Below are 24,199 nucleotides of genomic sequence, written 5' to 3'. Positions count from 1 at the left end.
AGGTGGAATTGGTCAGGTTTTGGACAGTTTGATGCTGTCTGTCAACCCCATGAAGTCTACCACCCCATCGTTCACCGTAAACATTTTACCGAAGTCCGTGTCTCGGAGCAAAAGATAAAAAAATATTCACTGAGCTTAGTTGAATATTTTGCATCCCTCTTTTACCGTTAAGAATGATGGTATTACTATTGTTTCATTGGGTTCATTGTCAGACAATGTTCTCAAATGTGAGCGCGTAAATTTATCAGATCCGCGATTATGTTTAAAACCATTTTATTTGCTGTTGACCAAAGCCGTGAAGCCCACGAAGCGGCCTTAATTGTGACAAATCTTGTCAAAACCTATCACTCTAGTCTGTATGTTCTGGCGGTTGTGGAACCCGATGCAGAGGTTCCAGAGCCTCAACCCCATTCTGAACAAATGACGTCCCCGGAAGCGGTGGCGAACTTACTAGAAGAGGCTAAAGCCCTGTTTTCTAAGGATGATATTGAGGCCCAAACCCTAGAACGAGAGGGAAAACCCGCGTTTACGATTTGTGATGTTGCCGATGAAATCAATGCCGATTTAATCGTCATGGGTAGTCGAGGGGCGGGTCTTACTGAAGAAGGTGCCGCCGATAGTGTCACCAACCGCGTGATTAATTTATCTCCCTGTCCTGTTCTGATTGTTCCTTAATGGGGTGTCAGGTGTCGGGGGAGATACAGTCAGTAGAGACGCGCCATGGCACGTCTGTACACAGTCAGTAGAGACGTGCCATGGCACGTCTGTTGTACACAGTCAACAGTCAACAGACCCCCCACTCTTAACCTATGTCTATCCAATGGTATCCCGGTCATATTGCTAAAGCAGAACGCACCCTCATGGAACAACTAAAGCGGGTGGATGTGATCATGGAGGTGCGAGATGCTCGTATTCCTCTGGCGACCCATCACCCTCAAGTTCCGCAGTGGGTGGGGAGTAAAACAAAAGTGCTGGTGATTAACCGCATGGATATGATTCCCTCTTATATTCGCAAACAGTGGGAAGAGTGGTTTCAGCAACAGGGCGAAACCGCTTATTTTACAAATTCTCAGTTGGGAAATGGAGTGGAGGCGGTGGCGAAGGCTGCCCAATTGGCAGGGGTACAAATCAATGAAAAACGCGCCTCACGCGGGATGTTACCCCGTCCAGTGCGGGCGGTGGTGATTGGGTTTCCGAATGTGGGAAAATCGGCATTAATTAATCGGTTATTAAATCGGCGAATTGTGGACAGTGCTAGACGGGCGGGGGTAACTCGTCAGTTAAGATGGGTGAGAATTTCTGAGACTCTGGAATTATTGGATGCGCCGGGGGTAATTCCGACTCAAATTAAGAAACAAGAGGATGCGTTAAAATTAGCTATTTGTGAGGATATTGGGGAAGCAGCCTATGAAAATCAACAAGTGGCTGTGGCGTTAATAGAGTTCTTGCAAGATTTGAATTTACAGCATTTGTTAGCGTCTCGTTATCAATTAGAATTTAAGGCTCTTAGTGGAGATATCTATTTACAGGAGTTAGCAGAACATAGACATAAAGGGGATACCGAACGTACTGCTCGTCAAATGTTAAATGATTTTCGCAAGGGGTTATTAGGCAATATTGCTTTGGAGTTACCACCTAATCGTTAGTTTTTATTAAAGCATGAGTTGATAGCCATGACATTTGCTGATAGCACAGAAGTTGCTGATCAAAATAAGACAGCCCTATTTTAATAATATACAACAATTAGGGTTGGTGGTGCGTGCGCTGATCGCTTACGCACCCTACAGAGGTTAAGTAGGGTTTTTAAATAGAATTCACATCTATACCAGGTTTGATTTTGAGGCGGGAAATTATCAAATGTAATCGGATTTTATCTTAACAATTGATTAAACCCTATCGATAAAAAAATATACATAGATTTTAGTCAATTGTTATCCCGCGTAAAAATTCATATACAAATCGTTACAAAGTTTAGTACAATGCAATCATTCACAGATGAGTATTTTTTCTTACTATCATGATGGCGGATCAATTTCCCTGGCTGACCACGATAGTCCTATTTCCACTCCTTGCTTCAGTGCTAATTCCTGTGCTGCCCGATCAAAATGGCAAACAGTTGCGCTGGTATGCCCTAGGTGTAGGCATCGCGGACTTATTATTAATGTGCTATGTCTTCTGGAAGTATTACGACCCCAGCAGTGCAAATTTCCAACTGGTGGAAAAGTTTGCTTGGGCGCCTCAGTTGGGTTTAAACTGGGCTGTTTCCGTAGACGGGATTTCCCTTCCCTTGGTACTTCTAGCGGGATTAGTCACAACTCTATCTATATTTGCAGCTTGGCAGGTTGATCAAAAACCGCGTCTGTTCTACTTCCTGATGTTGTTGCTATATTCGGCTCAAATCGGGGTGTTCGTTGCTCAAGACTTGCTGCTTCTATTTATTGTCTGGGAACTGGAATTAATTCCAGTGTATCTATTAGTTTCTATCTGGGGCGGGCCAAAACGTCGCTACGCCGCGACTAAATTTTTACTCTATACGGCCGCTGCTTCTTTATTTATCTTGGTGGCTGCCTTAGCAATGGCTTTCTATGGTGGTGGCCCCTTAACCTTCGATATGGTGGAACTGGGTCTGAAGGATTATCCCCTCACCCTAGAACTCTTGATGTATGCCGGGTTATTAATAGCCTTTGGCTTGAAACTGGCTGTTTTCCCCCTACACACTTGGCTCCCCGATGCTCACGGTGAAGCCTCGGCTCCAGTTTCGATGATTCTGGCTGGGGTGTTATTAAAAATGGGGGGATATGGTCTGATTCGGGTGAATATGGAAATGCTATCCGATGCCCATATCTACTTTGCACCGATTCTGGCAATTTTAGGGGTTGTCAATATTGTTTATGGGGGCTTAAACTCCTTTGGCCAATCGAATATGAAGCGCCGCCTCGCCTATTCCTCGGTGTCTCACATGGGATTTGTGTTACTGGGAATTGCTTCTTTTACCGATATTGGGGTGAGTGGAGCATTGTTACAAATGATCTCTCACGGTTTAATTTCGGCGGTGCTGTTCTTCCTGGCGGGTGTTACCTACGACCGCACCCATACTCTGGCTTTGGATGAAATGGGTTATATCGGTAAGGCGATGCCTAGAGTCTTCACTCTGTTTACCGCCGGAGCGATGGCATCTATGGCATTACCGGGGATGAGTGGCTTTGCTAGTGAAGTGTTGGTGTTTATTGGGATTAGCACCAGCGATATGTATAGCTCAACCTTCCGAGTGGTGATTGTGGCGCTGGCTGCTGTGGGATTAATTCTCACCCCGATTTATTTACTCTCCATGCTGCGTCAACTCTTTTATGCAACGGGTGAAGCTCCGGCTTGTATGTTGGGTGATACAGGTTCACAAAACTCCGGTGAGGATGAGGCGGTGTGTTTTGGAACCAGTTGCGTGTTACCTACAGAAGCCACCTTTAGTGATGCTAGACCCCGTGAGGTCTTCATTGCTGCGAGTTTCCTGGTATTGATTGTGGGGATTGGGTTATATCCTAAGATGGTGACGAAGGTTTATGATGTCAAAACCGTTGCCCTCAATAGTCAGATGCGGGATTCTTATGCTCAAGTTGCCAAAGCCAATCCTGATTTGTATGCGAAAGGGTTTATGGCTCCTCGAATTGCTAAACCGGAAGTGGCTTCGGTTTCTGGAATGTTGAAATAGACAGAAACCGGGTTTCTTTTAGAATAAGTGATCGCTTTTATTGAAAAAGGCGATCGCTTATTTTATAGTTAGGGTTGGGGATGGTTTAACCACAAAGACACAAAGACACAAAGAAGTTGTAGAGACTAAGTTGCTGATTGCTATAGAATGTTTCAATATTTAGTTTAGGGAGTAGGAAAATTAATTGCGTTACCGTTTTTTACAGTTAATTGTCTTAGTATTAATATTTCTGACAGGTTGTAGTCCCAAGGGTTCAGAGAAAATTTCTGAGTCGAAGGGAGAATCAATTCAGGGACAGATTTTAGTTTGGCATTCCTTTGAGGGTCAAATCAAGGAAATGATGCAAGAGTCCTTTAAGGATTATATGCGAATCTATCCTGACGTTAGGATTGTTAGTGAATATATTCCAAGTGAGCAATTAGAGAAACAATTCCGCGTCCAGGCAAATCGAGGTTTAGGGCCCGATTTTTTATTTACTGCTTCTGGGGTGATTCCGGGTTTAATTCAGGATAATTTGATTCCGGTGATTCAAGACTTTGACTTTTCTGGGTATCTTCCTACGGCGATTAGTCATGTTCGCTATCAAGGAAAAATGTATGGTATACCCACCTCGGTGATGACTCAAACTCTTTGCTATAACAAAAAGAAAGTTAAGTCGGCGCCTAAAACCTTAACGGAACTTCTAGAACAAGCAAAGACGGGTTACTCGGTGGGGATATTATCTAACTTTATAAACACTTTTTGGGGGGTGCAGGCTTTTGGGGGGAAATCCTTTGATGCTCAAGGTAATTTTGTTTTTGATCAAAAGATTTGGACAAAATGGATAGAGTGGCTAAAAACTGCCCAAAATGAACCTAATATGATTTTTACCGAGAGTATTGAGGAGTTAGAACAAGCGTTTATTAATAACCGATTAGCCTATGTTTTTTGTGATTCTTCCCAGTTCGCAAACTATAGCCAAGCTTTAGGGAAAGATAACTTGGGTGTCGCCCTATTACCAGGGGAAGGAAACAATCCCGCAGGGCCTTTTCTCTATTCTCGTGTGATTTTGTTTAATCGAATGTCGAGTCCTGAACAACAAAAGTTATCCCTACAATTAGCTCAATTTTTTACAAACCGAGAACAGATTCGCAAGCGGTTAACAATACTACAAGGCTCTTTTATTCCGGCTCATAAAAATATCAATGTTAATAGTCGTTTGTTCCCAATAGAAGCGATATTAGTCCAGCAAGCTAAAACCGCGATCGCAATTCCTTTAGACCAAGTTAAATCGGCTCGTATGTGGGTGAAAGAGGGCAATAGTTTATATCCTCAAGTGTTAGCAGGAAGTATTACTCCTGAAGATGCCACTCAGAAAATTGTTGAAACGGTTAATCAGAAATTGAGTCAACCCTAAAATAAAATTCGATATGTCTAATCAACCCAATTTAACATTTATTGTTGATCAAATTACTAAATTATTGATTTTTTTGGATCGGTTTCCAGTCCAAATTCAACTGGGGGTGATTTTGATCTCAATTTTATTGAGTCATGGCTTATCCTATGGGGTAAGAAAAAAAATTAAACAGCAATTTAAACAATTTACAATTACTCTGAATAAAGCTCTGGAAGAAGAAACAATATTAGCTCCTTATTGGTGTGGATTATGCTTGATTCCAGAGCTAATTGGCAGGGGATTTAACTTAATTTTATTAACTTTAGTTCAGAATTTATTAACGACTCAAGGATGGATAACAGGACTCCTGAGTATCGCCATCCAGCTTTTATGGGTTTATCTATTCTATCGAGTTTTTGTAATTGGATTATGTCTATTTGTTCCGCTTCATCGGGTTAAAGAGTACAAATTCTATTTTTTTAGACCAATATTTATTTTATATGTTTTGAGAGAAATTTTAAGTTTATTTGTAGATATCAATCAACTAATGCAAGTCGAGGTGATCAATTTATTTAACAGCCCCATCACCCTAGGAGGGATTTTTATCAGTACAGTGGGGTTATATTTTTGGATAGTGGCTGTGAGTATTTTCCAATATGTGATTTTGCAAGTTATTGTTGATAAAACCGAACTAGATTCCGGTGCATTTCAAGCTTCTTTGATTTTAATTCGTTATTTTTTAATCGGTTTAGGGATAGTGATTGTGATTGGATATATTGGGTTTAATCCCACAGCTTTTGCAGCAATTACAGGAGGATTATCCGTTGGTCTTGGCTTTGGTTTAAAAGAGATTTTTAGTGATTTAATTAGTGGAATATTTCTCTTGTTTGAGGGTTCTTTAAGACCGGGAGATATTATTGAAATTGGCGGAGAATTGAGTGAAGTTAAAAAAGTAAGTATTCGAGCCACAACAGTCCAAGTGATGACAGATAATTCTGAAAAAATTATTCCGAATCAAATCTTTTTTACCCAAGAACTTAAAACGATGACAGGGAGTGATCGTCGGGTGCGTCGCTGCTTAATAGTGGGAACAAGTTATGATTGTAATCCTCAACAAGTAATCGAGATTTTATTAAAAATTATTTATGAACATCCTGAAGTTTTAAATGATCCTGCTCCTTTAGTCAATTTGATCAATTTTGGAGAATCTAGTTTAGATTTTGAGATTGCTGTTTGGTTAGCAACTCCTATCGGAGGTAAACGAATTATGAGTGAAATTTCTTGTGAAATTTGGAAAACTTTTGCGGAGAACAATATTGAAATTCCCTATCCTCAACGGGATTTACATATTCGCAGTGATATCAGAAAGGAAGTTTCTTGAAAAACCTGTTTATTTAGGTTTAAAATAAAAGAATTCAGATTAGGAAACCGCCAATAACATGACCAGTTCTAAACGTCTCATCGTTGGTATTAGTGGGGCGAGTGGTATTATTTATGCGGTGCGTTTGTTGGAACTGCTACAAGAAACGGATGTAGAAACCCATCTCGTCGTTTCCCGTGCGGGAGAAATCACCAGAGCCCATGAGTTAGAGATGGATACCAAAGAACTTCACAATCTGGCCAGCGTGAGCTATTCTATCAATGATGTGGGGGCGGCAATATCCAGTGGTTCGTTCCGCACGATGGGGATGGTGATCCTTCCTTGCTCCATGAAAACCTTAGCTGAAATTGCTACGGGTGTCACCAGTAACCTCCTAACTCGCGCGGCGGATGTGGTGCTCAAAGAACGTCGTCGGTTAGTGTTAATGGTGCGAGAAACGCCTCTCCATGCAATTCATCTCAAAAATATGTTATCCGTGACTGAATGTGGGGGAATTATTATGCCTCCGGTTCCTGCATTTTATACGATGCCAGAATCAATTGATCAGATGGTCACGAATACTGTTTGTCGCGTCCTTGACCTATTTGATATTGATGTAAACCAGATGAAACGTTGGGAGGGAATCAGTAATCAGTAATCAGTTATCAGTTATCAGTGTAAGAGTTAATTGATTGATTTATTGCCTATTCTTTCTCTCCACGCAAACACCACAACTTTTTATCATCAATGTCTATTTCCTTACCTAAATTTGAGTTAATCTGGATTAAGATTGTTCGGAAAAGTCGCCATCCAATTCCGATCCGAACTATTTTAATTGTACCCTTTTTACTGCAAATTTTTGGGGCTGTTGGCATTGTGGGATGGCTATCTTTTTATGCTGGACAGAAAGCCGTTAATCAAGTTGTGAGTCAGTTACAAAATGAAATTAGTGCTAGAGTTGAACAAAATTTAGAAGCCTATTTAGCCATTCCTGAAAAGATTAATCAAACGAACTTAAATTTAATTCGCTCAGGAATTTTAACCTTTGAAAATTTAAACCCTTGGGAAAAATATCTCTGGGGACAAGTTCAAATTTATCCTGATATTAATTTTATTAAAATTACCAATGCTGCGGGTCAGGAACGCACAGGAGAACAGTTAGGTGATGGGTCTTTAAGAATTAATGTTGTTGATACATTTACTAATTTTGATTTCTATTCTTATCAAACCAATAATCAAGGCGATCGCACAGAAGTTGCAACAATTGTTAAAGATTTTGACACTCGCAAAGGAGTTTGGTATCAAGATGCCGTTAAAGCGGGAGAAGCGACTTGGAGTTCGGTTTATTTATCCCTATTAGAACCGACGTTATTAATGAGTGCTTTGCTTCCCGTTTATAATCCTCAAACCCAACAAGTTCAAGGAGTTCTCAATACCGCTTTACGGTTAGATGGAATTGGAGATTTTTTAAATCGATTAAAGGTAGGAAAATCAGGACAAACCTTTTTAATCGATAGTGAGGGAACTTTATTAGCAACATCAACCTTAGAAAAACCTTTTCAAGAAATTAATAACGAAAGACAGTTATTTCCCGCTATTAATAGTCAAAATTCCTTAACCCAAGCCACAGCAAACTATTTAAGTCAAACTCAAGGGAATCTGAACAATATTAAACAAGGAAAAGATCTCGAATTTACTTGGAAGCGTGAACGCTATTTTGTTAAAATATTACCCTTCAATAAAGGAAAAACCGTTAATTGGTTAATTCTTGTAGTTGTTCCTGAATCGGATTTTATGGAACAAATTAATGCTAATACTCGTACCACAATTATTTTATGTAGTTTAGCCTTATTAGGAGCCACATTAATAGGATTATTAACCGCACAATGGATTGTCAAACCAATTTTACAGTTAAATGTTGCAGCGAAACAAATTGCTCAAGGAGAATGGAAACAAACCCTTAATCTCAAACGAAAAGATGAATTAGGTCAATTAGCGAAATCCTTTAATCGCATGGCAAAACAGTTAAAAGAATCCTTTACAATTTTAGAATCTAAAAATCAAGAACTGCAACATTTAGATCAATTAAAAGATGAATTTCTAGCGAATACCTCCCATGAACTCCGAACACCTTTGAATGGAATTATTGGAATTGCTGAATCTTTAATCGATGGCGCAACGGGAGAATTACCCCCCCAAACTAACAGCAATTTAGCCATGATTGCTGCGAGTGGTCGCCGTTTATCTAGTTTAGTCAATGACCTTTTAGACTTCTCTAAACTGCGTTACCAAAATATAGAACTGCAACTGCGACCTGTTGATATTCGTGTCATTGTTGATGCAGTTTTAATCCTGAGTCAATCTCTAATTACTCAAAAGAATTTACATCTCATTAATCGAATTCCCGTTGATTTTCCCCTAGCAGAAGCCGACGAAAATCGCTTACAACAAATTCTCTATAATTTAATTGGAAATGCCATAAAATTTACCCCCGAAGGAATTGTAGAAATTTCAGCCCGAATTTTGTCTGAAACAGAAAAATCTCAAATAGCAATTACTATTTCTGACACTGGAATAGGCATTGCTGCTAATAAATTAGATCGAATTTTTGAATCCTTTGAACAAGCGGAAGGTTCTACCGCTAGAGAATATGGTGGTACGGGATTAGGATTAACCATTACTAAACAATTAGTTGAATTACATGGGGGACAAGTAACCGTTGAATCGGAATTAGGTGTGGGTTCTCAATTTACCTTTACCCTTCCCCTTGCTGAAAATGCCCTTAAAATTCCTACGGAAAACTCGATTAAAAATTCTCTACAACCCATACAACTTAATACATTATTAGCCGTTAGTCCTGGTTTTTCTCAACCGTCAATTAACCATTCTCCAGAAACCATTAAAATTTTAATTGTGGATGATGAAATTGTGAATCGTCAGGTTTTATTCAATAATCTTTCCTTACATCATTATGCAGTTTTTCAAGCCAGCAATGGCGAAGAAGCCTTAGAATTAATTAAAAACGGACTGAAAGTTGATGTGATGTTATTAGATGTGATGATGCCTAAAATTACCGGGTATGAAGTCACTCAAAAACTCCGAGAACAGTTCGATGCTACTGAATTACCGATTATTTTATTAACGGCTAAAACTCAAGTGCAAGATGTCGTAACAGGGTTAAATGTGGGTGCAAATGATTATATGATGAAACCCTTTGCGAAGGATGAACTTTTAGCCAGAATTCGTACCCATGTTAATGTTAGTCGTCTCCACGCTGAAAATTTACGGTTAGCAACAGAATTAGAAGTAACTCGTCGTTTACAACAAATGATTTTACCCAAACCTGAAGAACTTGCTATGATTTCTGAATTAGAAATTGTAGGATTTATGGAACCTGCGGAGGAAGTTGGGGGAGATTATTATGATGTTTTAGAAACTGATGGTGTTGTGACGTTGGGAATCGGAGATGTCACCGGACATGGGTTAGAAAGTGGAATTTTAATGTTAATGGCTCAAATGGGAATTCGCACACTCACAGAAATTCGAGAAACTGACCCTATCCAATTTTTAAGTATTCTTAATAATACGCTTTATAAAAATGTTGAACGGATGAATGTTGATAGAAATTTAACTTTAGCGATTTTAAATTATTATCAAGGTTTATTAACCGTTAGTGGACAACATGAAGAAATTTTGATTGTTCGTTGTGATGGGGAAATTGAACGAATTGATACCATTGATTTAGGAATTCCAATTGCGTTAGATAAAAATATTACGGAGTTTATTAATTCCACAACGGTTGAGTTAAAAACCGGAGATGGAGTGGTTTTATATACCGATGGAATTACGGAAACATTTAATCTTGATAAACAACAGTATGGACTGGATAGACTTTGTGATGTGATTTCTCAAAATTGGCAAAACCCGATAGAAGAAATTAAACAAGCCGTGATTAATGATGTGATCACGTTTCGGGGTGAACAAAAACAGTTTGATGATATTACCTTATTAATTTTGAAACAAAAAGCTTAGGTTGAAGGTTCAGCTTGACGTTGAATTAACCGTTGAACACTTCTAATAGTACGATTAAATTCATACCCTTGACATTGGGGATGTTGTAAATACGCCTGTTGTTCTTGTTTAATCATTAAAACATCCTGTTTAACTAACCCATCTAAGAGTTGTTGTGCTGAACCAAAACATAAATCTTTCACAAATTTCCTAAATTTTATTGGGAGTTTATGCAGTCGCCAAAAGGCATTTAAAGAGGTAAAATGGATTAAATAAGCACGGGTTTCTGTTAAACTAATTGGGCAAAATAAACAGTAGATTTTAAAATATTCTCCTAATGTTGAAACCCAGTGAGGATAAATATAACTCACCGTTAAAGGTTCAGGATGAAGTTTTCTTAAAGCCGGAAAAAATAGCTGGGAAATTGACCAAATTTTATCAATTTTATAATAACTCTGAGCTAAATAATAGGCATCAACTCGGTTTTCATCTGCTTCTATTTTGTCTAACATAGCATCTGTCCACGCTTGCCAATCTTGGTGTAAATGTCCATGATACATATCCATTAAATTTTCGATTAAAAAGGAAAAATGCCCTTGACAATGAATCACTGAAACCGTGGCAATATAATTCAAATCATCCCATTCTGGAATTGCTAAGGGTTGAATTAAATCAGGATTATCCCCTGGAAAAACCCAAATAAAACCCTGTTTTTCTTGAACTGGATAGGCTTTGATTTTACAATTTTTCGGTAGTTTTTGATCCTTTTCTAAATAGGGAACCGTGACACATTCTCCCTGACAATTAAATTGCCAGCCGTGATAAGTACATTCTAAATTATTTTCAATAATTTTACCATGACTCAATTTAACGTGTCGATGGGGACAGCGATTTTCTAGGGCGTGAACTGTTCCTAAACTATCTCGAAATAAAACAATATTTTGATTCCATAATTGCACTCCTAGGGGTTGATTTTTTACCTCTTTACTGGTGGCAACAACATACCAATGATTGAGGTTAATTCCTAACTGTCGAATAGGATTAATATTGGATTGATTCATCTTCTTAACGATAGAGGTTTTTAGTCGGGTGAGGTACTGGGGATTTCTGAAGAAACCACAAAGGCACGAAGAAAGGCAAAATAACTATCAATGATGGCAGTTTTTAGAGCTTGAGAAAGCCTTCGGGAGTAACAGAAAAAAGCGATCGCCTTTGCAAACCTTCCTGCTGTAAAATTTCATTAGCAGCTAATAATCCACTACTCACAGCCCTTTCCATTAAACCACAGGGAAAGGGCATTTTTACCCAATCTCCGGCAAATATTAAATTAGAAACCCCAGAATTTGTCACCGGACGATTAGCATAACTTCCGGGGGGATATCCGGCAAAATTTTTCTGATTAACTAATTCTCGATGTAATAGGGTAGCCGTTTTTAATTCGGGGACAATTTCATAAAGTTCCTGTTCAAAGGTTGTTAACAACACTTCTTGAGTCGGAAATTCAGTTTCTTTATAACAATAAGCGTGTAATTCTACAACACTCCCTCCCGTTTGTTCATGCCATTTAATATATTCCTCTTGGATACGATGATAAAGGGTAATACTATCGGTTAAATCGTAACCCGATAAGGAGGTAAAATGGCTATATTCCCAAGGGAAATCTCGGTCAAACCAAAACCGACAAACCGCAAAGGGGTCAGCAACTTTTAATTGTTCAATTTGTTGCTTAACCTGCGAATTAATCTCCCCAGTCATGATTGTAAATAAGCGTTGCGTCCCTGGAATATCCGTCGCCAATACATAATAATCCGCCTGCATTATTTGAGGAGAATTTGTAGCAGGGATAACAGATGAATTTGCTGCTGTTGTATTATCATCAGAATCACTTACCCCTCGTTTAAAGTTTCCCTCCTCCCCCCATTTTTTGGGGGGTTGGGTGATTTCTTGGTCTAATTGATCAGAATAAATACCCACTAATTCCACTTGATCATCCTGTCTTTGGATAACGTTATACTGGGGTAAATCCCGTTCAGCAGGGCCAGAAATCACCTGACCATTCTGATCAAAAATTGCCCCATGACAAGGACAGTGAAAATATCCATCCTCTGCCATTTTTACGGTACAACCTTGATGAGTACAATGTAAAGAAATGGCTTGATTTTGATGGGTTGATACTGCATAGACATCATCAGCATTGCCAAAATATTCAAACTCTTTAGATGATAAAATTGGATTGGATTTGACCCAAAAGGGAACTGTATTAATCCCATTCCCTTGAAAATAAGTAATCGAGTCAATTTTTCCTTGATTCCAGTTAAAATTACTAACGGTAACTTCCGTTAAAATTTCTCCGCCTTTTTCTTGAATTGCATTAACTAAAGGTTGGACTAAACTGGTTCCCATATCTTGACGAGTTCCATTAAATGCTAACCCTTCAGGATTCCCAAAAAAATAGAAATGAAAAAACTGCATCAGTTCCCCCACACTGAGTTTATCGGGTGCATTTAAACTCGATTTAGCAAAGGGAAGAAAATATAAATCATATAATCCTTGAGGGAAATCTTCACGCACCCAATCTGCAACAGAAATCTCATCTAAGCGTTGATAACTATTAGGAATTTTAAACCCTCCAATCTCTCGAAATACTTTCCAATGATTGAGATGGGTTAAATTAATTCCCCAGTTTAAACGATTAGGAGAAGATACCCCCAAATCAACCACATTCCAAGGAAAAGCAGAATGACTGGGACGGAATACTTCGGGTTGATATTGGTTATTTCTAAAAACAACCGCATAGGATTCTAAGGAGACAAAATTATCTTGAATATTAACCTCTTGAACCAAAGAATTCAAGTTATAATATTGAGGAAAAAACCCATGAAATCCATGCTCCATCTTAAAGGTTTTATCCCCCACTTGAATATCCCAACTGGCAATTTTACCGCCCAATTGAGGAGATTTTTCTAATAAAGTGACTTTAAATCCCCGTTGGCTGAGTTGATATGCACAAGCTAATCCGGCTAATCCTCCTCCCACAATAACAACGTGTTTCGGTTGGGTTAAAAATTGTGGTAAATTAATGATATCCGGCTGAAAAATAGCGGGTTCAGGTTTATGAAATCGAGAATATCCTAACACCCCACTAACCGCACCAACGCCTAAAAATTTGAGAACAGAACGACGAGAAACACTAGAAAATAAAGAGGAGTTAAATTGTTCAGTCATGGATAGAGTAAACTTAAGGTTGTAACTGCAAATAGGTTTGAATTTGAGCTACAATTTCTAAGGGGGAATCGGAAATATCAACATATAAGGCGGTTTTAGGTTCTTCTAAACTGTCTAATTGAGTATCCAGAAGATCAGCAGACATAAAATGATTATACCGACTTTGGAGCCGTTGTTGAATTAATTTTTCTGGCCCTTTTAAATACACTAAGCGCATTTGCTGAGGATCTCGCCACAATAGTTGACGATAGGAATCTTTCAACGCAGAACAAGCTAAAACAACATTTTGATCAGTTTTTAGCCAGTTGTCAATGGCCTTTTGAAGCTGCATTAACCAAGGCATTCGATCACTATCCAACAACGGGATATTTTTCTGCATTTTAGCAATACTTTCAGAAGCATGAAAAGCATCCGCATCGCTAAATTGCCAATGCAAAGACTCCGCCAGAAGTTGACCAATTGTAGATTTCCCAGAACCGGAAACCCCCATCACTAAAATAACCATTTTTGACCCCAATAGAAAAATATGCAAGATAAAAAATTTGTGCTAAAATAAGGTATAACTGATTTTTTTAATCACTGCAAATGGGAACGGAAATTGAACGCAAATTTTTAGTCAAAGGGGATGAATGGCGATCGCTAGGGGTTGCAGAAATCTATCGTCAAGGCTATATTGCTAACTACAACGGGCGAACTGTTCGGGTGCGTGTGGTAGGAAATCAGGGCTATTTAACCATTAAAGGTTTAACAACGGGAAGTAGTCGGGCGGAATTCGAGTATAAAATCCCCGTTGAGGATGCTCAAGAATTATTAGAAACATTATGCGATCGCCCCTTAATTGAAAAAACACGATATAAAATTTTAATGGGGGATTTAATCTGGGAAGTAGATGAATTTTCGGGAGAAAATCAAGGATTAATCTTAGCAGAAGTGGAACTAGAAACAGAAGATCAAAATATTGATATTCCCCACTGGATCGCAGAAGAAGTCACCTCCGATCCCCGATATTATAACGTTAATTTAGTTAAAAACCCCTTCAAACCGTAGTAAGCCCTTCAGGGCTTTCTTCCCAACAATTTAAAGTTAACAAAATCAAGAATTAAACTCAAGTCGTACCTTTAGAGTATTGCCAACGGGGGTATTATCGGTAATTTCACTATTCTTGATAATGTCATCCTGAGCGGAACCCATCTTTAATAATGTCATCCTGAGCGGAACGCAGTGAAGCGAAGGATCTCCGAGATTCTTCGCTTCACTCAGAATGACAACTGTTATTATTAGAATTGGGGGTCAGGGTGTTGTGATGCCATGCTTGATAAAATTTGGGATAAGGTAGATTTTGGGCGCATTTCCAGAGAACATCGCAGCATTTTATATAGAGATCAAAATTATTGTTGAGAACTTTATTAGTTAGGTTATGTTTGAGGGCAAAAACCACATCTGTATATTGTTCTTCTGTTTGGATTATTTTCTCTAAACTCTCGGTAGCCGTCCTGCGAGTAGATTCCTTCTCAGTAGTTTCTAAGACCTGAATTAACGCCTTTATTGCTAACTCATTTCCAACGGCAATTTTCTCTAAACTCTTGGTAACTGTCCAGCGAGTATTTTCAGACTCAGTGGTTTCTAAGACCTGAATTAACGTCCCTATCGCTAACTTATTTCCAGGGTAAATTTCCCCTAAACTATAAGCAACAATCCAACGATTAGATTCAGACTCAGTAGTTTCCAAAATCCGAATTAATGCCCTTCTTGCTAACTTATTTCCAGGGTCAATTTCTCCTAAACTCCCGGCAAAAATCCACTGAGTCTCTTCATTTTTAGTGGTTTCTAAGATCCGAATTAATGCTCCTCTTGCTAACTCATTTCCAACGGCAATTTTTCCTAAAATCTTGGCAATTCTCCTGCAAGTCTCTTCATTTTCAGTGGTTTCTAAGATCTGAATTAACGCCTCTATTGCTAACTCATTTCTAACAGCAATTTCCCCTAAACTATAGGCAACCTTGCTGCGAGTTTCTTCATCATTAGTAATTTCTAAAACCTGAGTTAATACCCCTATTGTTAAATCATTTCCAATGGAAATTTTTTCTAAAATAGAGGCAACTATCCTGCGATTATTTTCAGATTGAGTGGTTTTTAAGATCCGAATTAACTCCCTTATTGCTAACTCATTTCCAACGGCAATTTCCCCTAAACTCCAGGCAACAATGCTGCGATTATTTTCAGATTGAGTGGTTTCTAAGATCCGAATTAACTCCCTTATTGCTAACTCATTTCCAGGGTTAATTTCGCCTAAAATAGAGGCAACTATCCTGCGATTATTTTCAGATTGAGTGGTTTGTAATACCCGAATCAACTCCTTTCTTGCTAACTCATTTCCAGGGTTAATTTTCCCTAATTTCCAGGCAAATAACTGGCGATTATTTTCAGATTGAGTGGTTTGTAATACCCGAATTAACTCCTTTTTTGCTAACTCATTTCCAACGGCAATTTCCCCTAAACTATAGGCAACTATCCTGCGAGTAGATTCAGATTCAGTGGTTTCTAATACCCGAATCAACTCCCCTATTGCTAACTCATTTCCAACGGCAATTTCGCTTAAACTCTCGGCAACCCTCCAGCAATTCTCTTCATTCTCAGTGGTTTTTAATACCCGAATTAACTCCCCTATTGCTAACTCATTTCCAACGGCAATTTCCCCTAAACTCTCGGCTAACGACCTGTAAGTAAATCCATTCTCAGTGATTTTTAAGACCCGAATTAACTCTCGTATTGCTAACTCATTTCTACCAGCAATATCCCCTAAACTATAGGCAACCCTCCTGCGAGTAGATTCATTCTCAGTAGTTTCTAAGACTTGAATTAAATTAGCGATCGCTTTTTCTCTAATTGTCTCTGGTAATACTGTTATTGAACCTTCCTCAAGTGGATCAATAAAAGTTATCCATTTTTGCTTCTCAATATCAAAATAACCAAAACCCCATTGAACAATCTGTTTTACAATTTCATCCGATAAACTGCATTGTTTAAACTCATTAATTCCCGCAGCAGCTAAAAAATAGGTACGATTCCCATAAAAATTACTATCTCCACACCCATCATCAAAACTAACTAACTTCTGAATAAACGCCTCTTTCTCTTCTATCTCCACATCATCCCGCCCCAACCATAATAAAATTACCTGTTTCCATTGGGGTTGAAAAATGCGATACTCTTTCCCCTCCATCGGACAATTGACATGATTTCGAGGTAAGAAATAATCCCAATCCTTAATCGCTAAAGCTGCAAAATATTCCTGAAACGTGGGATGGAAAAACGCATAAACCGCTTGATCAGAATCCCTTTCCTCAACGGATGCTAACCCCACCCAATTTAACCATCCTAATTTTAACGCCCAATCAAATAGAGACTTCGGCTGAGAATTTGACGGATGCCGTTTTCCTAAATACTGTTCAAGGAATTTTTCCTCTAAACGAAACCGATATTGTTCACGGTTTATCGCGGTTTTCGCTAATTTTCCTAACTGTTTATGGAGATATTCTTGCACATCTTCAGGAATTTGAAACGGTTTGTGTTCATCCTTCCATTGATAATGACTATTAACCAACCGTTGATACAGTCCGGCTTGGGTTTCGGGTAATTTTTGCCCCCGTTTCCAAGTCCGACATAATAATGCTAACCGCAGGGGATTTTTAATTAAATCATTAATGCGGGTTTTGTTGGGTTCTTTTAACTGTTTTAATAACTCCTGACTCTGGGTTTTATCCTTAAACCATTGTTCAATAAAATCCTGAATCTGTTGGGAATTAAAATCTAAATTGCGATAAACATCAAAACCCCTTAAAGCGTTTTTCTCCCCCTCCCAAACATTCAACCGACAGGTTAACACCACCCGTAACCCATGCAATTCGTTCGCTAACTGTTGATTAATATCCGCTAAAGGTGACATTATCCCCATTTCATCAATAGCATCGAGGAGTAACCAAACCTTATCCCCCCGCCTTAATTGTTCAAATGCAGAAACCCATTCCGGTGAAACTTCCCCTGTGCTTTTAGTCGCATAACGTAACCAATCTTGAGTTAAATATTCTAGTAATGGTTTATCAACATCCGCCAACCGAATTAAAATCGGATAACCTAACTCTTTATATAAAATCCATTGGGCAATTTGATATAATAACGTTGTTTTTCCCGCCCCAGGTTCGCCAATAATTGCGATTTTTTGACCTTTGCTTTTACTATTTCCTTTTTGTAATACTTCTTCAAAAAATTGATTCGGTTCGTTATAGGTTTTGGTTATTTCCGTTTCCGCTAATTGATAAAACCGTGACCCCTCCTCTGGGTTAAATTCCTGTTTTTGTCGCTTGTCCTGTTCTTGTTTGGGTTCCACTAACCCTAAAGGAACATAAACATTGAGGTGGTTTCCAGTTGTTAAAGGGTTGTTGAGAAAGCGTTCTTTGTAGGCGTTGAGGCGAGATTGACAGATTTGATGCCAGTTAATATCAGAAATTGAGGATACTGGTGTTTGGAGTTGAGATGGAATTTGTTCTTGTTTTTGATATTTAGAATACTCTTGTGTTAAAAAACTATGTAGAATCTTAATTTTACCTTTTGTTGCAGGTTTCAATTCAGGGCAAGAAGTTTCAAGAATAGTATAAACTTTACCTAGTTTTCGTTCCAGATCAGATTTACTGATGCCTAATTTATCAGCAATTGAAGTATTTGATACTCTTGTTTTTAAATATTTTTCAGCAAAACGAGTTAAAAATACTGTGCGTTCATCGGCATCCACTAAACCCTGTGCATCTGCAACATCTTGTAAAAATTCATCCCAAGATAACATATCAAAACATGAATCCTTTTAAATAATTATAGCAATTATTCGTTAAAAAAGAAAACCCTATCTTTAAAATCATTTAAAAATTCCAAGGTAGGGGCGAGGCGCGCCTCGCCCTTACAGAGGGATAACTTGATCATTAACCATCTTACTCTGATCATTCTGTATCAGGTAACTGTTCTAATTCTTCTGCAATTAATGTTTGCAAATCGTCGCCACAATGGGTTTGTAGATGAATCATAGCTGCTAATAATTCGGCCAAACTCTCCCCTTTTTCACTATCGCTTAATTGATTTCCAGCCCGAATTTTATCTAAAAGTTGGAGAATAGTTTGACATTCTTCTCCAAGTTCAGTTAACAATATTTTTAACGTAGAACTTTGAATAAAAGATGTGCGATCGCTAATTTGCATTATAACCTCCTCAGTCGTTTTAGTGCTTGTTGAACTCCTTTCTCAAAAGCGCGAATTTCTGTTTGCCAATGTTTAATCAATCCCTGATCAGGATAATCCTTTTCTAACTCATTTTTAATTTTATCCTCATGTTCAATGATTCTCCTTTGCAAACTACGAATTGCTTTTTTATGGTTTTGATTCCCCATTGTTGAATTAACTATTTTGACTATTGTAACACAGATTAATCATCTAACCGAGTACACCTAAAAAATGGCGAATTGAGAGAGCGTTTTAAAGGTTGATAGCATTTGATAGCATTTGATAGAAAGCTGTGGGTTCTTGATAAAAAATAAGCCTTTCAATGGGTTTAGTCAAGCATTGAGAGGCTAAACCTATGTCAAATCAACCTTATCCCGTTAACGTAACCTGGGAAGTCGAATATACTGATGAATTTAGTCAATGGTGGGATGTTTTGGGTGAAACCCAACAAGACGATATTATTACTGTTGTCCAATTACTAGAAGAAAAAGGGCCGAATTTACCCTTTCCATATTCTTCGGGAGTAAATGGATCAAAACATTCTCATCTGAGAGAATTACGCATCCAAAGTCAAGGAAATCCCTTAAGAATTTTTTATGCTTTCGATCCCCGACGCACAGCCATATTACTAACTGGCGGTGATAAAACAGGAGATAACCGATTTTATGATAAATATATCCCGATGGCTGATCGATTGTATGATCAATACATTGAAGAACTACAACACGAGGGTTTATTATGACAGGACATCATAAATTTAACCAACTCATTCAGAATATTTCACCCGAAAGAAAAGCTAAAATTGAGCAAAAAAAAGCCCAAATCAAGGAAAAAATAGAGTTGAATAAATTGAATCAAGCCTTTTGGGAAAAATAAATTGATTTCAATATAAAAAAATACGCTATAAAACTGAAAGATAGAATTTGAGTTAAGTTAAAGGAGCGATCGCATTTTCCATCAAATCAGTCATAACAATCCATTTGGACTTCTGCATCATGCCTGAAATGACCGTCAAAGACCTAGAACGCATCGAGTCAGTCCTGAGTGAAGCGGGCTTGGACTATCAAATTGAAATCGAACAAGGTAATATTACCATTATGGGCCCATCAGATATCGTCGCCAGTGAAGTTTCCTTAGAATTTGCCAGCCAACTTCGCAATTGGGTCAAACCCCGTCGCCTGGGTCGGGTTTTTGACTCCGCAGGGGGGTTTATTTTACCCAATAGTGACCTAAAAGCACCGGATGTGTCTTTTGTGTTGCGCGATCGCCTTCCCCGTAGTGTTCGCTATTTTGCTACTCTTGTTCCCGACTTAGTTGTTGAAGTTAAATCTCAAAGCGATCGCCTCAAAAAAATCCGAGATAAAATTCAAGTTTATATTCAACAAGGGGTTAAAGTTGCCATTCTAATTGATCCCGATACCTGTCAACTGGAAGTTTACCACCCAGATCAGCCTGTAATTGTATTAGGAAATGGGGATACTTTAACCCTTCCTAATCTTCTCCCCGAATGGGAATTAGTCGTGTCAGAAATCTGGCCTCCTGTATTTGATGAAGATGAATAATCCTAGACTTAAATTTAACCCATTATCCTCTATTAAAATTATGAATACTATTGAACTGCGAAAGCAAATCGAGCAAAATCTTTTACAAATCTCCCCTAAAAACCTAAATACAATTGCTAAATTTGTTGAATTTATTAAACAACAAGAGAATTCCCAAAATATTCATCTCCTATTGTCAGAAACAATTGCCTATAAACCTGCTTCTGGTCAATCGGTATTGCGACACGCAGGTCAGTGGGTTGGTGATGACTTATAGGAATAGAAAACTGGAGAACATAAAGAGTAGGGCGATCGCAACTTAAATTCCCCTTCGTGTCTTCGTGTCTTTGTGGTTCAAAAATCCCCCCAAAAAAGGAGGGATTTCTAACAACAAATTAAGGTAAATCCGTCTGTCCCATCAAATATAAATCACATTCACGGGCGGCACCACGACCTTCATTAAACGCCCAAACCACAAGGCTTTGGCCCCGACGACAATCACCCGCCGCAAATACCCCCGGAATACTGGTAGCATACTTGCCATGTTCAGCTTTAATATTACTGCGGGCATCCCGTTCTAAACCTAAAGTATCTAATAGCGGTTGTTCGGGCCCTAAAAATCCCATTGCTAATAACACTAATTGCGCTGGAATTACCTTTTCTGTGCCGGGAATATGCTGCGGAATAAACTGACCCTTCTCATTTTTCGCCCATTCCACTTCAACGGTATGAATAGCTGTAACATTGCCATTTTCATCCCCTTCAAACTTCGTGGCCGTTGTTAAATAAACACGAGGGTCAGCCCCAAATTTGGCTGCGGCTTCTTCCTGACCGTAATCCATTTTATAAACCTTCGGCCATTCCGGCCAGGGGTTATTGGCAGCCCGCTCTGAGGGAGGTTTCGGTAAAATTTCCAACTGCACCACACTCTTGCAACCGTGACGAATGGACGTTCCCACACAGTCCGTGCCCGTATCTCCACCCCCGATAATCACCACATCTTTCCCCTGGGCGGAGATAAAATCACTCCCTGACTGCTTATTTAAAACCGCTTGCGTATTGGCTGTGAGGAACTCCATAGCAAAATGAATCCCCTTGAGTTCCCGTCCTGCAATGGGCAAATCCCTGGGTTTAGTGGCTCCAGTACATAAAAGTACCGCATCAAACTCTTTTAACAAATTTTCAGCCGGAAAGTCCTTACCGACTTCGGTATTGCAAATAAACTTAACCCCCTCGTCTTCCAATACCTTCAGCCGTCGCAGGACAACCTGTTCTTTATCCAGTTTCATGTTGGGGATACCATACATTAATAGGCCACCCGGACGGTCAGCCCGTTCAAATACCGTTACCCCATGACCCGCTTTATTCAGTTGGGCCGCCGCACATAACCCCGCAGGGCCAGAACCAATGACCGCGACTTTTTTTCCGGTGCGTTTGGCCGGAGGTTCAGGGGTGATCCAACCTTCATCCCAGCCTTTATCAATAATCGAACATTCAATATTTTTAATCGTAACCGGAGGGTTATGAATGCCCAAAACACAGGAACCCTCGCAAGGCGCCGGACAAACCCGACCCGTAAATTCGGGGAAATTATTGGTTTTGTGGAGACGGTCTAGGGCTTCTTTCCACAGTCCCCGATAAATTAAATCATTCCATTCCGGGATCAGATTATTGATCGGACAACCACTGGCCATCCCACTAATAATTGTTCCCGTATGACAAAACGGTGTTCCGCAGTCCATACACCGGGCGGCTTGGGTGCGAAGTTTGTCATCCTCCATCGGGAGATGAAATTCATCCCAATTCCCAACCCGATCTAAAGGGGCGAGTTCCGCAGCGAGTTCGCGGGCATATTCCAGAAAGCCAGTCGGTTTTCCCATAATTTTTTCCGTTAAACTGTTGAGTATTGGTTGTTAGCAGTCTTGATTCGGTTCACGGTCAAGGTTGTTAAATATATTGAGAGGGCTGTTGTTGAAAGACTTAAACCCTTAGTTTTTCACACTTCAGCCTGTTTTTTTCTGGAAATCGTCAACAATTGATGACAAATTAGCGATTAAGAAATTTTTAGATAGGCTCCTGAAATCAGATCAATATCTGATGATAGTTTAATTTGCCTCATTGTGATTCGCTCTGTTGAATTTTAAGGCATATTTAAGGTTGATTTAAAGAATTTTCAATATTTCTTAATGATATAGAAGTTCTGCTGGGGAACGATTTTCACTCTAAAAGCCAAGCAAATAACGCCCCAACGGTTAGTTTAACATCGGTTGCAAACAGGGGAACAGGAATCTCTGACTCCAGTTGATCAAAGACTTCTATTTGTTGTTTGGAGTGATAAACAAAAATAGATTGTTCTTCAGGATCGATTAACCAAGCCATTTGAGTCTGATTATTGAGACAATAGAGAATGTTTTTAATCACTTTTGTTGGACTTTGATCGGGGGATAAAATTTCAATCATCCAGTCCGGCGCGATTAAAAAAGTATTTGCAATTGCACCATTATCATCACGGGGAATTCTATCCCAAGTAAAAACAGAAACATCAGGAACAATTGAACGTTCTCCAAAGGTACACCGCAGTTCAGGGAATGCACGGGCAATTTTTGCAGGTTTTAAAATAGCATTCAGAGCGATAACAAGTTCCCCTTGAATTGTACTATGTTTTCCTTGTGGCATAGATTTCTGGATAATTTGACCCTCAATATATTCACTGGCGGGTTTAGTTTCAGGTTGTTTCAGAAACTCTTCTAAAGAGATGGTTTTGGATGGAGTTTGTACCATTGAGGTTGCCTTCAAGATAGCTTAATTGATGATTATAATCGATTTTTTGATCAGGAAAGGGGTAGATCAATCTTAACAATTGGCAGCATTAATAGCATCTTGGCGATTAAATTCTAAAGCCTCTTCCAACGTAGTTTTAAGACTTTCCAAATAACTCATGTTGTTTTGTCAAGCTGATTTGCCATATAATCTTGAATGGTTTGATAGTCTCCCCTTTGATAAGCTTGACGCGCCTCTTCAATTTCAGTAATAATTTTGGGGTCTTCTTCAAGTTCGGCTTCATCTTCAAAAATCTGATCTTCTAAAATTTCTAAAAGCTGATGTTTTTGGGATAAATCTAAGGATTTAATTGCTGTAATTAATGAATCAAAGGAAATATCAACTTGAATTGTTGTTGTCATAATTTTTATCCTACCTATTTCTAGGGTACAAATTAAAACATAATTTCAGTATAACCGATTCGGTTTTGAGTTTGGTCAAGAGCGATCGCTATTTTTAGAAAAACTATGATCTTTGGGTTGTGAACTACAGAAACGAATTCTTGCTAAAATAGAAGGGATGCAAAATAATTTACAAGGAGATGTCAAACGATTAACAAACTTTACACCAGAATACCGTTTAAGAGTTGGAGATTATCGGGTATTATTTGCAGTTGAGGAACAAAACTTAGTTATCTATCGAGTTAAACATCGTAGTAAAGCTTATAATAATTAATCGGAGAATATTATGATTCAACTTCATCCTGAATTTATTAATAAAAATGGTCAAGAATTTGTCATTTTACCCAGTGAAGAATTTCTTAAAATTCAAGAACTGTTAGAAGATTTACAGGATTTACAAGATTTAAGAATAGCACAACAAGAAGAACAAGAAAGTCCTACTTTTTCGTTAGATGAAGTTAAGCAAATTTTGAATTTATCTTAGCTGAAATCC

At 38.7% G+C, this 24,199-nt stretch carries 23 protein-coding genes; 14 read left to right on the top strand and 9 right to left on the bottom strand.

The genetic code is table 11. The features are described 5' to 3' along the window. Positions 1-258: 258 nt before the first annotated feature. The 7 genes from PL8927_RS23010 to PL8927_RS22980 all read left to right on the top strand — a co-directional run bounded on the left by PL8927_RS23010 (position 259) and on the right by PL8927_RS22980 (position 10,473). Positions 259-675 (top strand): universal stress protein, encoded by a 417-nt coding sequence (locus PL8927_RS23010; protein WP_083625793.1) that lies wholly within the window; start codon positions 259-261, stop codon positions 673-675. A gap of 134 nt (positions 676-809) precedes the next feature. Beyond that, positions 810-1,646, top strand: a complete 837-nt coding sequence (gene ylqF, locus PL8927_RS23005) for a ribosome biogenesis GTPase YlqF (protein ID WP_083625792.1) — start codon at positions 810-812, stop codon at positions 1,644-1,646. A gap of 371 nt (positions 1,647-2,017) precedes the next feature. Beyond that, entirely contained in the window at positions 2,018-3,706 is a 1,689-nt protein-coding gene (locus PL8927_RS23000) for an NAD(P)H-quinone oxidoreductase subunit 4 (protein ID WP_083625791.1), read from the top strand. Between the two features lie 184 nt (positions 3,707-3,890). Continuing rightward, on the top strand, positions 3,891-5,102 hold the full coding sequence (locus PL8927_RS22995) for a sugar ABC transporter substrate-binding protein (protein ID WP_083625790.1): 1,212 nt from the start codon (positions 3,891-3,893) through the stop codon (positions 5,100-5,102). Positions 5,103-5,115: 13 nt separating this feature from the next. Then, positions 5,116-6,462 carry a mechanosensitive ion channel family protein gene (locus PL8927_RS22990; protein ID WP_083625789.1) on the top strand — a complete coding sequence of 449 codons (1,347 nt, stop codon included), beginning with the start codon at positions 5,116-5,118 and terminating at the stop codon, positions 6,460-6,462. A 58-nt stretch (positions 6,463-6,520) separates the two neighbouring features. Continuing rightward, positions 6,521-7,099, top strand: coding sequence for a UbiX family flavin prenyltransferase (locus PL8927_RS22985; RefSeq protein WP_083625788.1), 579 nt, complete (start codon positions 6,521-6,523; stop codon positions 7,097-7,099). An 89-nt stretch (positions 7,100-7,188) separates the two neighbouring features. Further along, positions 7,189-10,473 carry a SpoIIE family protein phosphatase gene (locus PL8927_RS22980; protein ID WP_083625787.1) on the top strand — a complete coding sequence of 1,095 codons (3,285 nt, stop codon included), beginning with the start codon at positions 7,189-7,191 and terminating at the stop codon, positions 10,471-10,473. Here the strand turns inward: PL8927_RS22980 and PL8927_RS22975 are convergent. The 3 genes from PL8927_RS22975 to PL8927_RS22965 form a co-directional block, all read right to left on the bottom strand. Further along, positions 10,470-11,513: an aromatic ring-hydroxylating dioxygenase subunit alpha gene (locus tag PL8927_RS22975; protein WP_083625786.1), complete on the bottom strand. Its 1,044-nt coding sequence runs from the start codon at positions 11,511-11,513 to the stop codon at positions 10,470-10,472. The two genes, PL8927_RS22980 and PL8927_RS22975, sit on opposite strands and share 4 nt — an antisense overlap. Before the next feature lie 103 nt (positions 11,514-11,616). Further along, positions 11,617-13,677: an FAD-dependent oxidoreductase gene (locus PL8927_RS22970; RefSeq protein ID WP_083625785.1), complete on the bottom strand. Its 2,061-nt coding sequence runs from the start codon at positions 13,675-13,677 to the stop codon at positions 11,617-11,619. Positions 13,678-13,690: 13 nt separating this feature from the next. Beyond that, positions 13,691-14,182: a gluconokinase gene (locus PL8927_RS22965; protein WP_083625784.1), complete on the bottom strand. Its 492-nt coding sequence runs from the start codon at positions 14,180-14,182 to the stop codon at positions 13,691-13,693. A gap of 80 nt (positions 14,183-14,262) precedes the next feature. Between PL8927_RS22965 and PL8927_RS22960 the strand changes: the two genes are divergently transcribed. Beyond that, positions 14,263-14,724, top strand: coding sequence for a CYTH domain-containing protein (locus tag PL8927_RS22960; protein ID WP_083625783.1), 462 nt, complete (start codon positions 14,263-14,265; stop codon positions 14,722-14,724). Between the two features lie 205 nt (positions 14,725-14,929). On the opposite strand, the gene PL8927_RS22955 is transcribed toward PL8927_RS22960, so the two are convergent. The 3 genes from PL8927_RS22955 to PL8927_RS22945 all read right to left on the bottom strand — a co-directional run bounded on the left by PL8927_RS22955 (position 14,930) and on the right by PL8927_RS22945 (position 19,111). Continuing rightward, the gene (locus PL8927_RS22955; RefSeq protein ID WP_083625782.1) at positions 14,930-18,517 is read right to left on the bottom strand and encodes a HEAT repeat domain-containing protein; all 3,588 of its coding nucleotides are present in this window, start codon (positions 18,515-18,517) and stop codon (positions 14,930-14,932) included. Between the two features lie 151 nt (positions 18,518-18,668). Next, on the bottom strand, positions 18,669-18,923 hold the full coding sequence (locus PL8927_RS22950; RefSeq protein WP_083625781.1) for a hypothetical protein: 255 nt from the start codon (positions 18,921-18,923) through the stop codon (positions 18,669-18,671). Continuing rightward, entirely contained in the window at positions 18,923-19,111 is a 189-nt protein-coding gene (locus PL8927_RS22945) for a hypothetical protein (RefSeq protein WP_083625780.1), read from the bottom strand. The genes PL8927_RS22950 and PL8927_RS22945 overlap by 1 nt, the downstream gene beginning before the upstream one ends. 188 nt (positions 19,112-19,299) lie before the next feature. Between PL8927_RS22945 and PL8927_RS22940 the strand changes: the two genes are divergently transcribed. The 4 genes from PL8927_RS22940 (at position 19,300) to PL8927_RS22925 (ending at position 20,762) form a co-directional block, all read left to right on the top strand. Next, positions 19,300-19,686, top strand: coding sequence for a type II toxin-antitoxin system RelE/ParE family toxin (locus PL8927_RS22940; RefSeq protein WP_083625779.1), 387 nt, complete (start codon positions 19,300-19,302; stop codon positions 19,684-19,686). After that, the gene (locus PL8927_RS22935; protein ID WP_156093297.1) at positions 19,683-19,820 is read left to right on the top strand and encodes a hypothetical protein; all 138 of its coding nucleotides are present in this window, start codon (positions 19,683-19,685) and stop codon (positions 19,818-19,820) included. The genes PL8927_RS22940 and PL8927_RS22935 overlap by 4 nt, the downstream gene beginning before the upstream one ends. A gap of 119 nt (positions 19,821-19,939) precedes the next feature. Continuing rightward, positions 19,940-20,506, top strand: a complete 567-nt coding sequence (locus PL8927_RS22930) for a Uma2 family endonuclease (RefSeq protein ID WP_083625778.1) — start codon at positions 19,940-19,942, stop codon at positions 20,504-20,506. A gap of 40 nt (positions 20,507-20,546) precedes the next feature. Then, positions 20,547-20,762, top strand: a complete 216-nt coding sequence (locus PL8927_RS22925; RefSeq protein WP_083625862.1) for a hypothetical protein — start codon at positions 20,547-20,549, stop codon at positions 20,760-20,762. 118 nt (positions 20,763-20,880) lie between these two features. On the opposite strand, the gene gltD is transcribed toward PL8927_RS22925, so the two are convergent. The 3 genes from gltD to PL8927_RS22910 form a co-directional block, all read right to left on the bottom strand. Continuing rightward, positions 20,881-22,365, bottom strand: coding sequence for a glutamate synthase small subunit (gene gltD / locus PL8927_RS22920; protein WP_083625777.1), 1,485 nt, complete (start codon positions 22,363-22,365; stop codon positions 20,881-20,883). Between the two features lie 337 nt (positions 22,366-22,702). Then, positions 22,703-23,266, bottom strand: a complete 564-nt coding sequence (locus PL8927_RS22915; protein ID WP_083625776.1) for a Uma2 family endonuclease — start codon at positions 23,264-23,266, stop codon at positions 22,703-22,705. Positions 23,267-23,421: 155 nt separating this feature from the next. Then, the gene (locus PL8927_RS22910; RefSeq protein ID WP_083625775.1) at positions 23,422-23,667 is read right to left on the bottom strand and encodes a hypothetical protein; all 246 of its coding nucleotides are present in this window, start codon (positions 23,665-23,667) and stop codon (positions 23,422-23,424) included. A 112-nt stretch (positions 23,668-23,779) separates the two neighbouring features. Here PL8927_RS22910 and PL8927_RS22905 point away from each other — a divergent pair, with 112 nt between their 5' ends. Together PL8927_RS22905 and PL8927_RS22900 are read left to right on the top strand one after the other, a co-directional pair. Beyond that, a complete protein-coding gene (locus PL8927_RS22905) occupies positions 23,780-23,980 on the top strand; it encodes a type II toxin-antitoxin system RelE family toxin (RefSeq protein WP_231506122.1) in 201 nt (66 codons plus the stop codon). Positions 23,981-23,992: 12 nt separating this feature from the next. Beyond that, positions 23,993-24,190 carry a prevent-host-death family protein gene (locus tag PL8927_RS22900; protein WP_083625773.1) on the top strand — a complete coding sequence of 66 codons (198 nt, stop codon included), beginning with the start codon at positions 23,993-23,995 and terminating at the stop codon, positions 24,188-24,190. Positions 24,191-24,199: the final 9 nt, after the last annotated feature.

Source organism: Planktothrix serta PCC 8927 (assembly GCF_900010725.2).
GTDB lineage: Bacteria > Cyanobacteriota > Cyanobacteriia > Cyanobacteriales > Microcoleaceae > Planktothrix > Planktothrix serta.
This window is presented reverse-complemented; position numbering and strand designations above follow the sequence as displayed.

Excerpts from the sequence above, each read along its gene's own strand:
- PL8927_RS22940 (WP_083625779.1), top strand. The coding sequence starts at position 19,300 with ATGTCAAATCAACCTTATCCCGTTAACGTAACCTGGGAAGTCGAATAT.
- PL8927_RS22985 (WP_083625788.1), top strand. The coding sequence starts at position 6,521 with ATGACCAGTTCTAAACGTCTCATCGTTGGTATTAGTGGGGCGAGTGGT.
- PL8927_RS22910 (WP_083625775.1), bottom strand. The coding sequence starts at position 23,667 with ATGACAACAACAATTCAAGTTGATATTTCCTTTGATTCATTAATTACA.
- PL8927_RS22975 (WP_083625786.1), bottom strand. The coding sequence starts at position 11,513 with ATGAATCAATCCAATATTAATCCTATTCGACAGTTAGGAATTAACCTC.
- PL8927_RS22945 (WP_083625780.1), bottom strand. The coding sequence starts at position 19,111 with ATGGGGAATCAAAACCATAAAAAAGCAATTCGTAGTTTGCAAAGGAGA.
- PL8927_RS22900 (WP_083625773.1), top strand. The coding sequence starts at position 23,993 with ATGATTCAACTTCATCCTGAATTTATTAATAAAAATGGTCAAGAATTT.
- PL8927_RS22935 (WP_156093297.1), top strand. The coding sequence starts at position 19,683 with ATGACAGGACATCATAAATTTAACCAACTCATTCAGAATATTTCACCC.
- PL8927_RS22915 (WP_083625776.1), bottom strand. The coding sequence starts at position 23,266 with ATGGTACAAACTCCATCCAAAACCATCTCTTTAGAAGAGTTTCTGAAA.
- PL8927_RS22980 (WP_083625787.1), top strand. The coding sequence starts at position 7,189 with ATGTCTATTTCCTTACCTAAATTTGAGTTAATCTGGATTAAGATTGTT.
- PL8927_RS22950 (WP_083625781.1), bottom strand. The coding sequence starts at position 18,923 with ATGCAAATTAGCGATCGCACATCTTTTATTCAAAGTTCTACGTTAAAA.
- PL8927_RS23010 (WP_083625793.1), top strand. The coding sequence starts at position 259 with ATGTTTAAAACCATTTTATTTGCTGTTGACCAAAGCCGTGAAGCCCAC.
- PL8927_RS22930 (WP_083625778.1), top strand. The coding sequence starts at position 19,940 with ATGCCTGAAATGACCGTCAAAGACCTAGAACGCATCGAGTCAGTCCTG.
- PL8927_RS22990 (WP_083625789.1), top strand. The coding sequence starts at position 5,116 with ATGTCTAATCAACCCAATTTAACATTTATTGTTGATCAAATTACTAAA.
- PL8927_RS22965 (WP_083625784.1), bottom strand. The coding sequence starts at position 14,182 with ATGGTTATTTTAGTGATGGGGGTTTCCGGTTCTGGGAAATCTACAATT.
- PL8927_RS22925 (WP_083625862.1), top strand. The coding sequence starts at position 20,547 with ATGAATACTATTGAACTGCGAAAGCAAATCGAGCAAAATCTTTTACAA.
- ylqF (WP_083625792.1), top strand. The coding sequence starts at position 810 with ATGTCTATCCAATGGTATCCCGGTCATATTGCTAAAGCAGAACGCACC.
- PL8927_RS22955 (WP_083625782.1), bottom strand. The coding sequence starts at position 18,517 with ATGTTATCTTGGGATGAATTTTTACAAGATGTTGCAGATGCACAGGGT.
- gltD (WP_083625777.1), bottom strand. The coding sequence starts at position 22,365 with ATGGGAAAACCGACTGGCTTTCTGGAATATGCCCGCGAACTCGCTGCG.
- PL8927_RS22970 (WP_083625785.1), bottom strand. The coding sequence starts at position 13,677 with ATGACTGAACAATTTAACTCCTCTTTATTTTCTAGTGTTTCTCGTCGT.
- PL8927_RS22960 (WP_083625783.1), top strand. The coding sequence starts at position 14,263 with ATGGGAACGGAAATTGAACGCAAATTTTTAGTCAAAGGGGATGAATGG.
- PL8927_RS23000 (WP_083625791.1), top strand. The coding sequence starts at position 2,018 with ATGATGGCGGATCAATTTCCCTGGCTGACCACGATAGTCCTATTTCCA.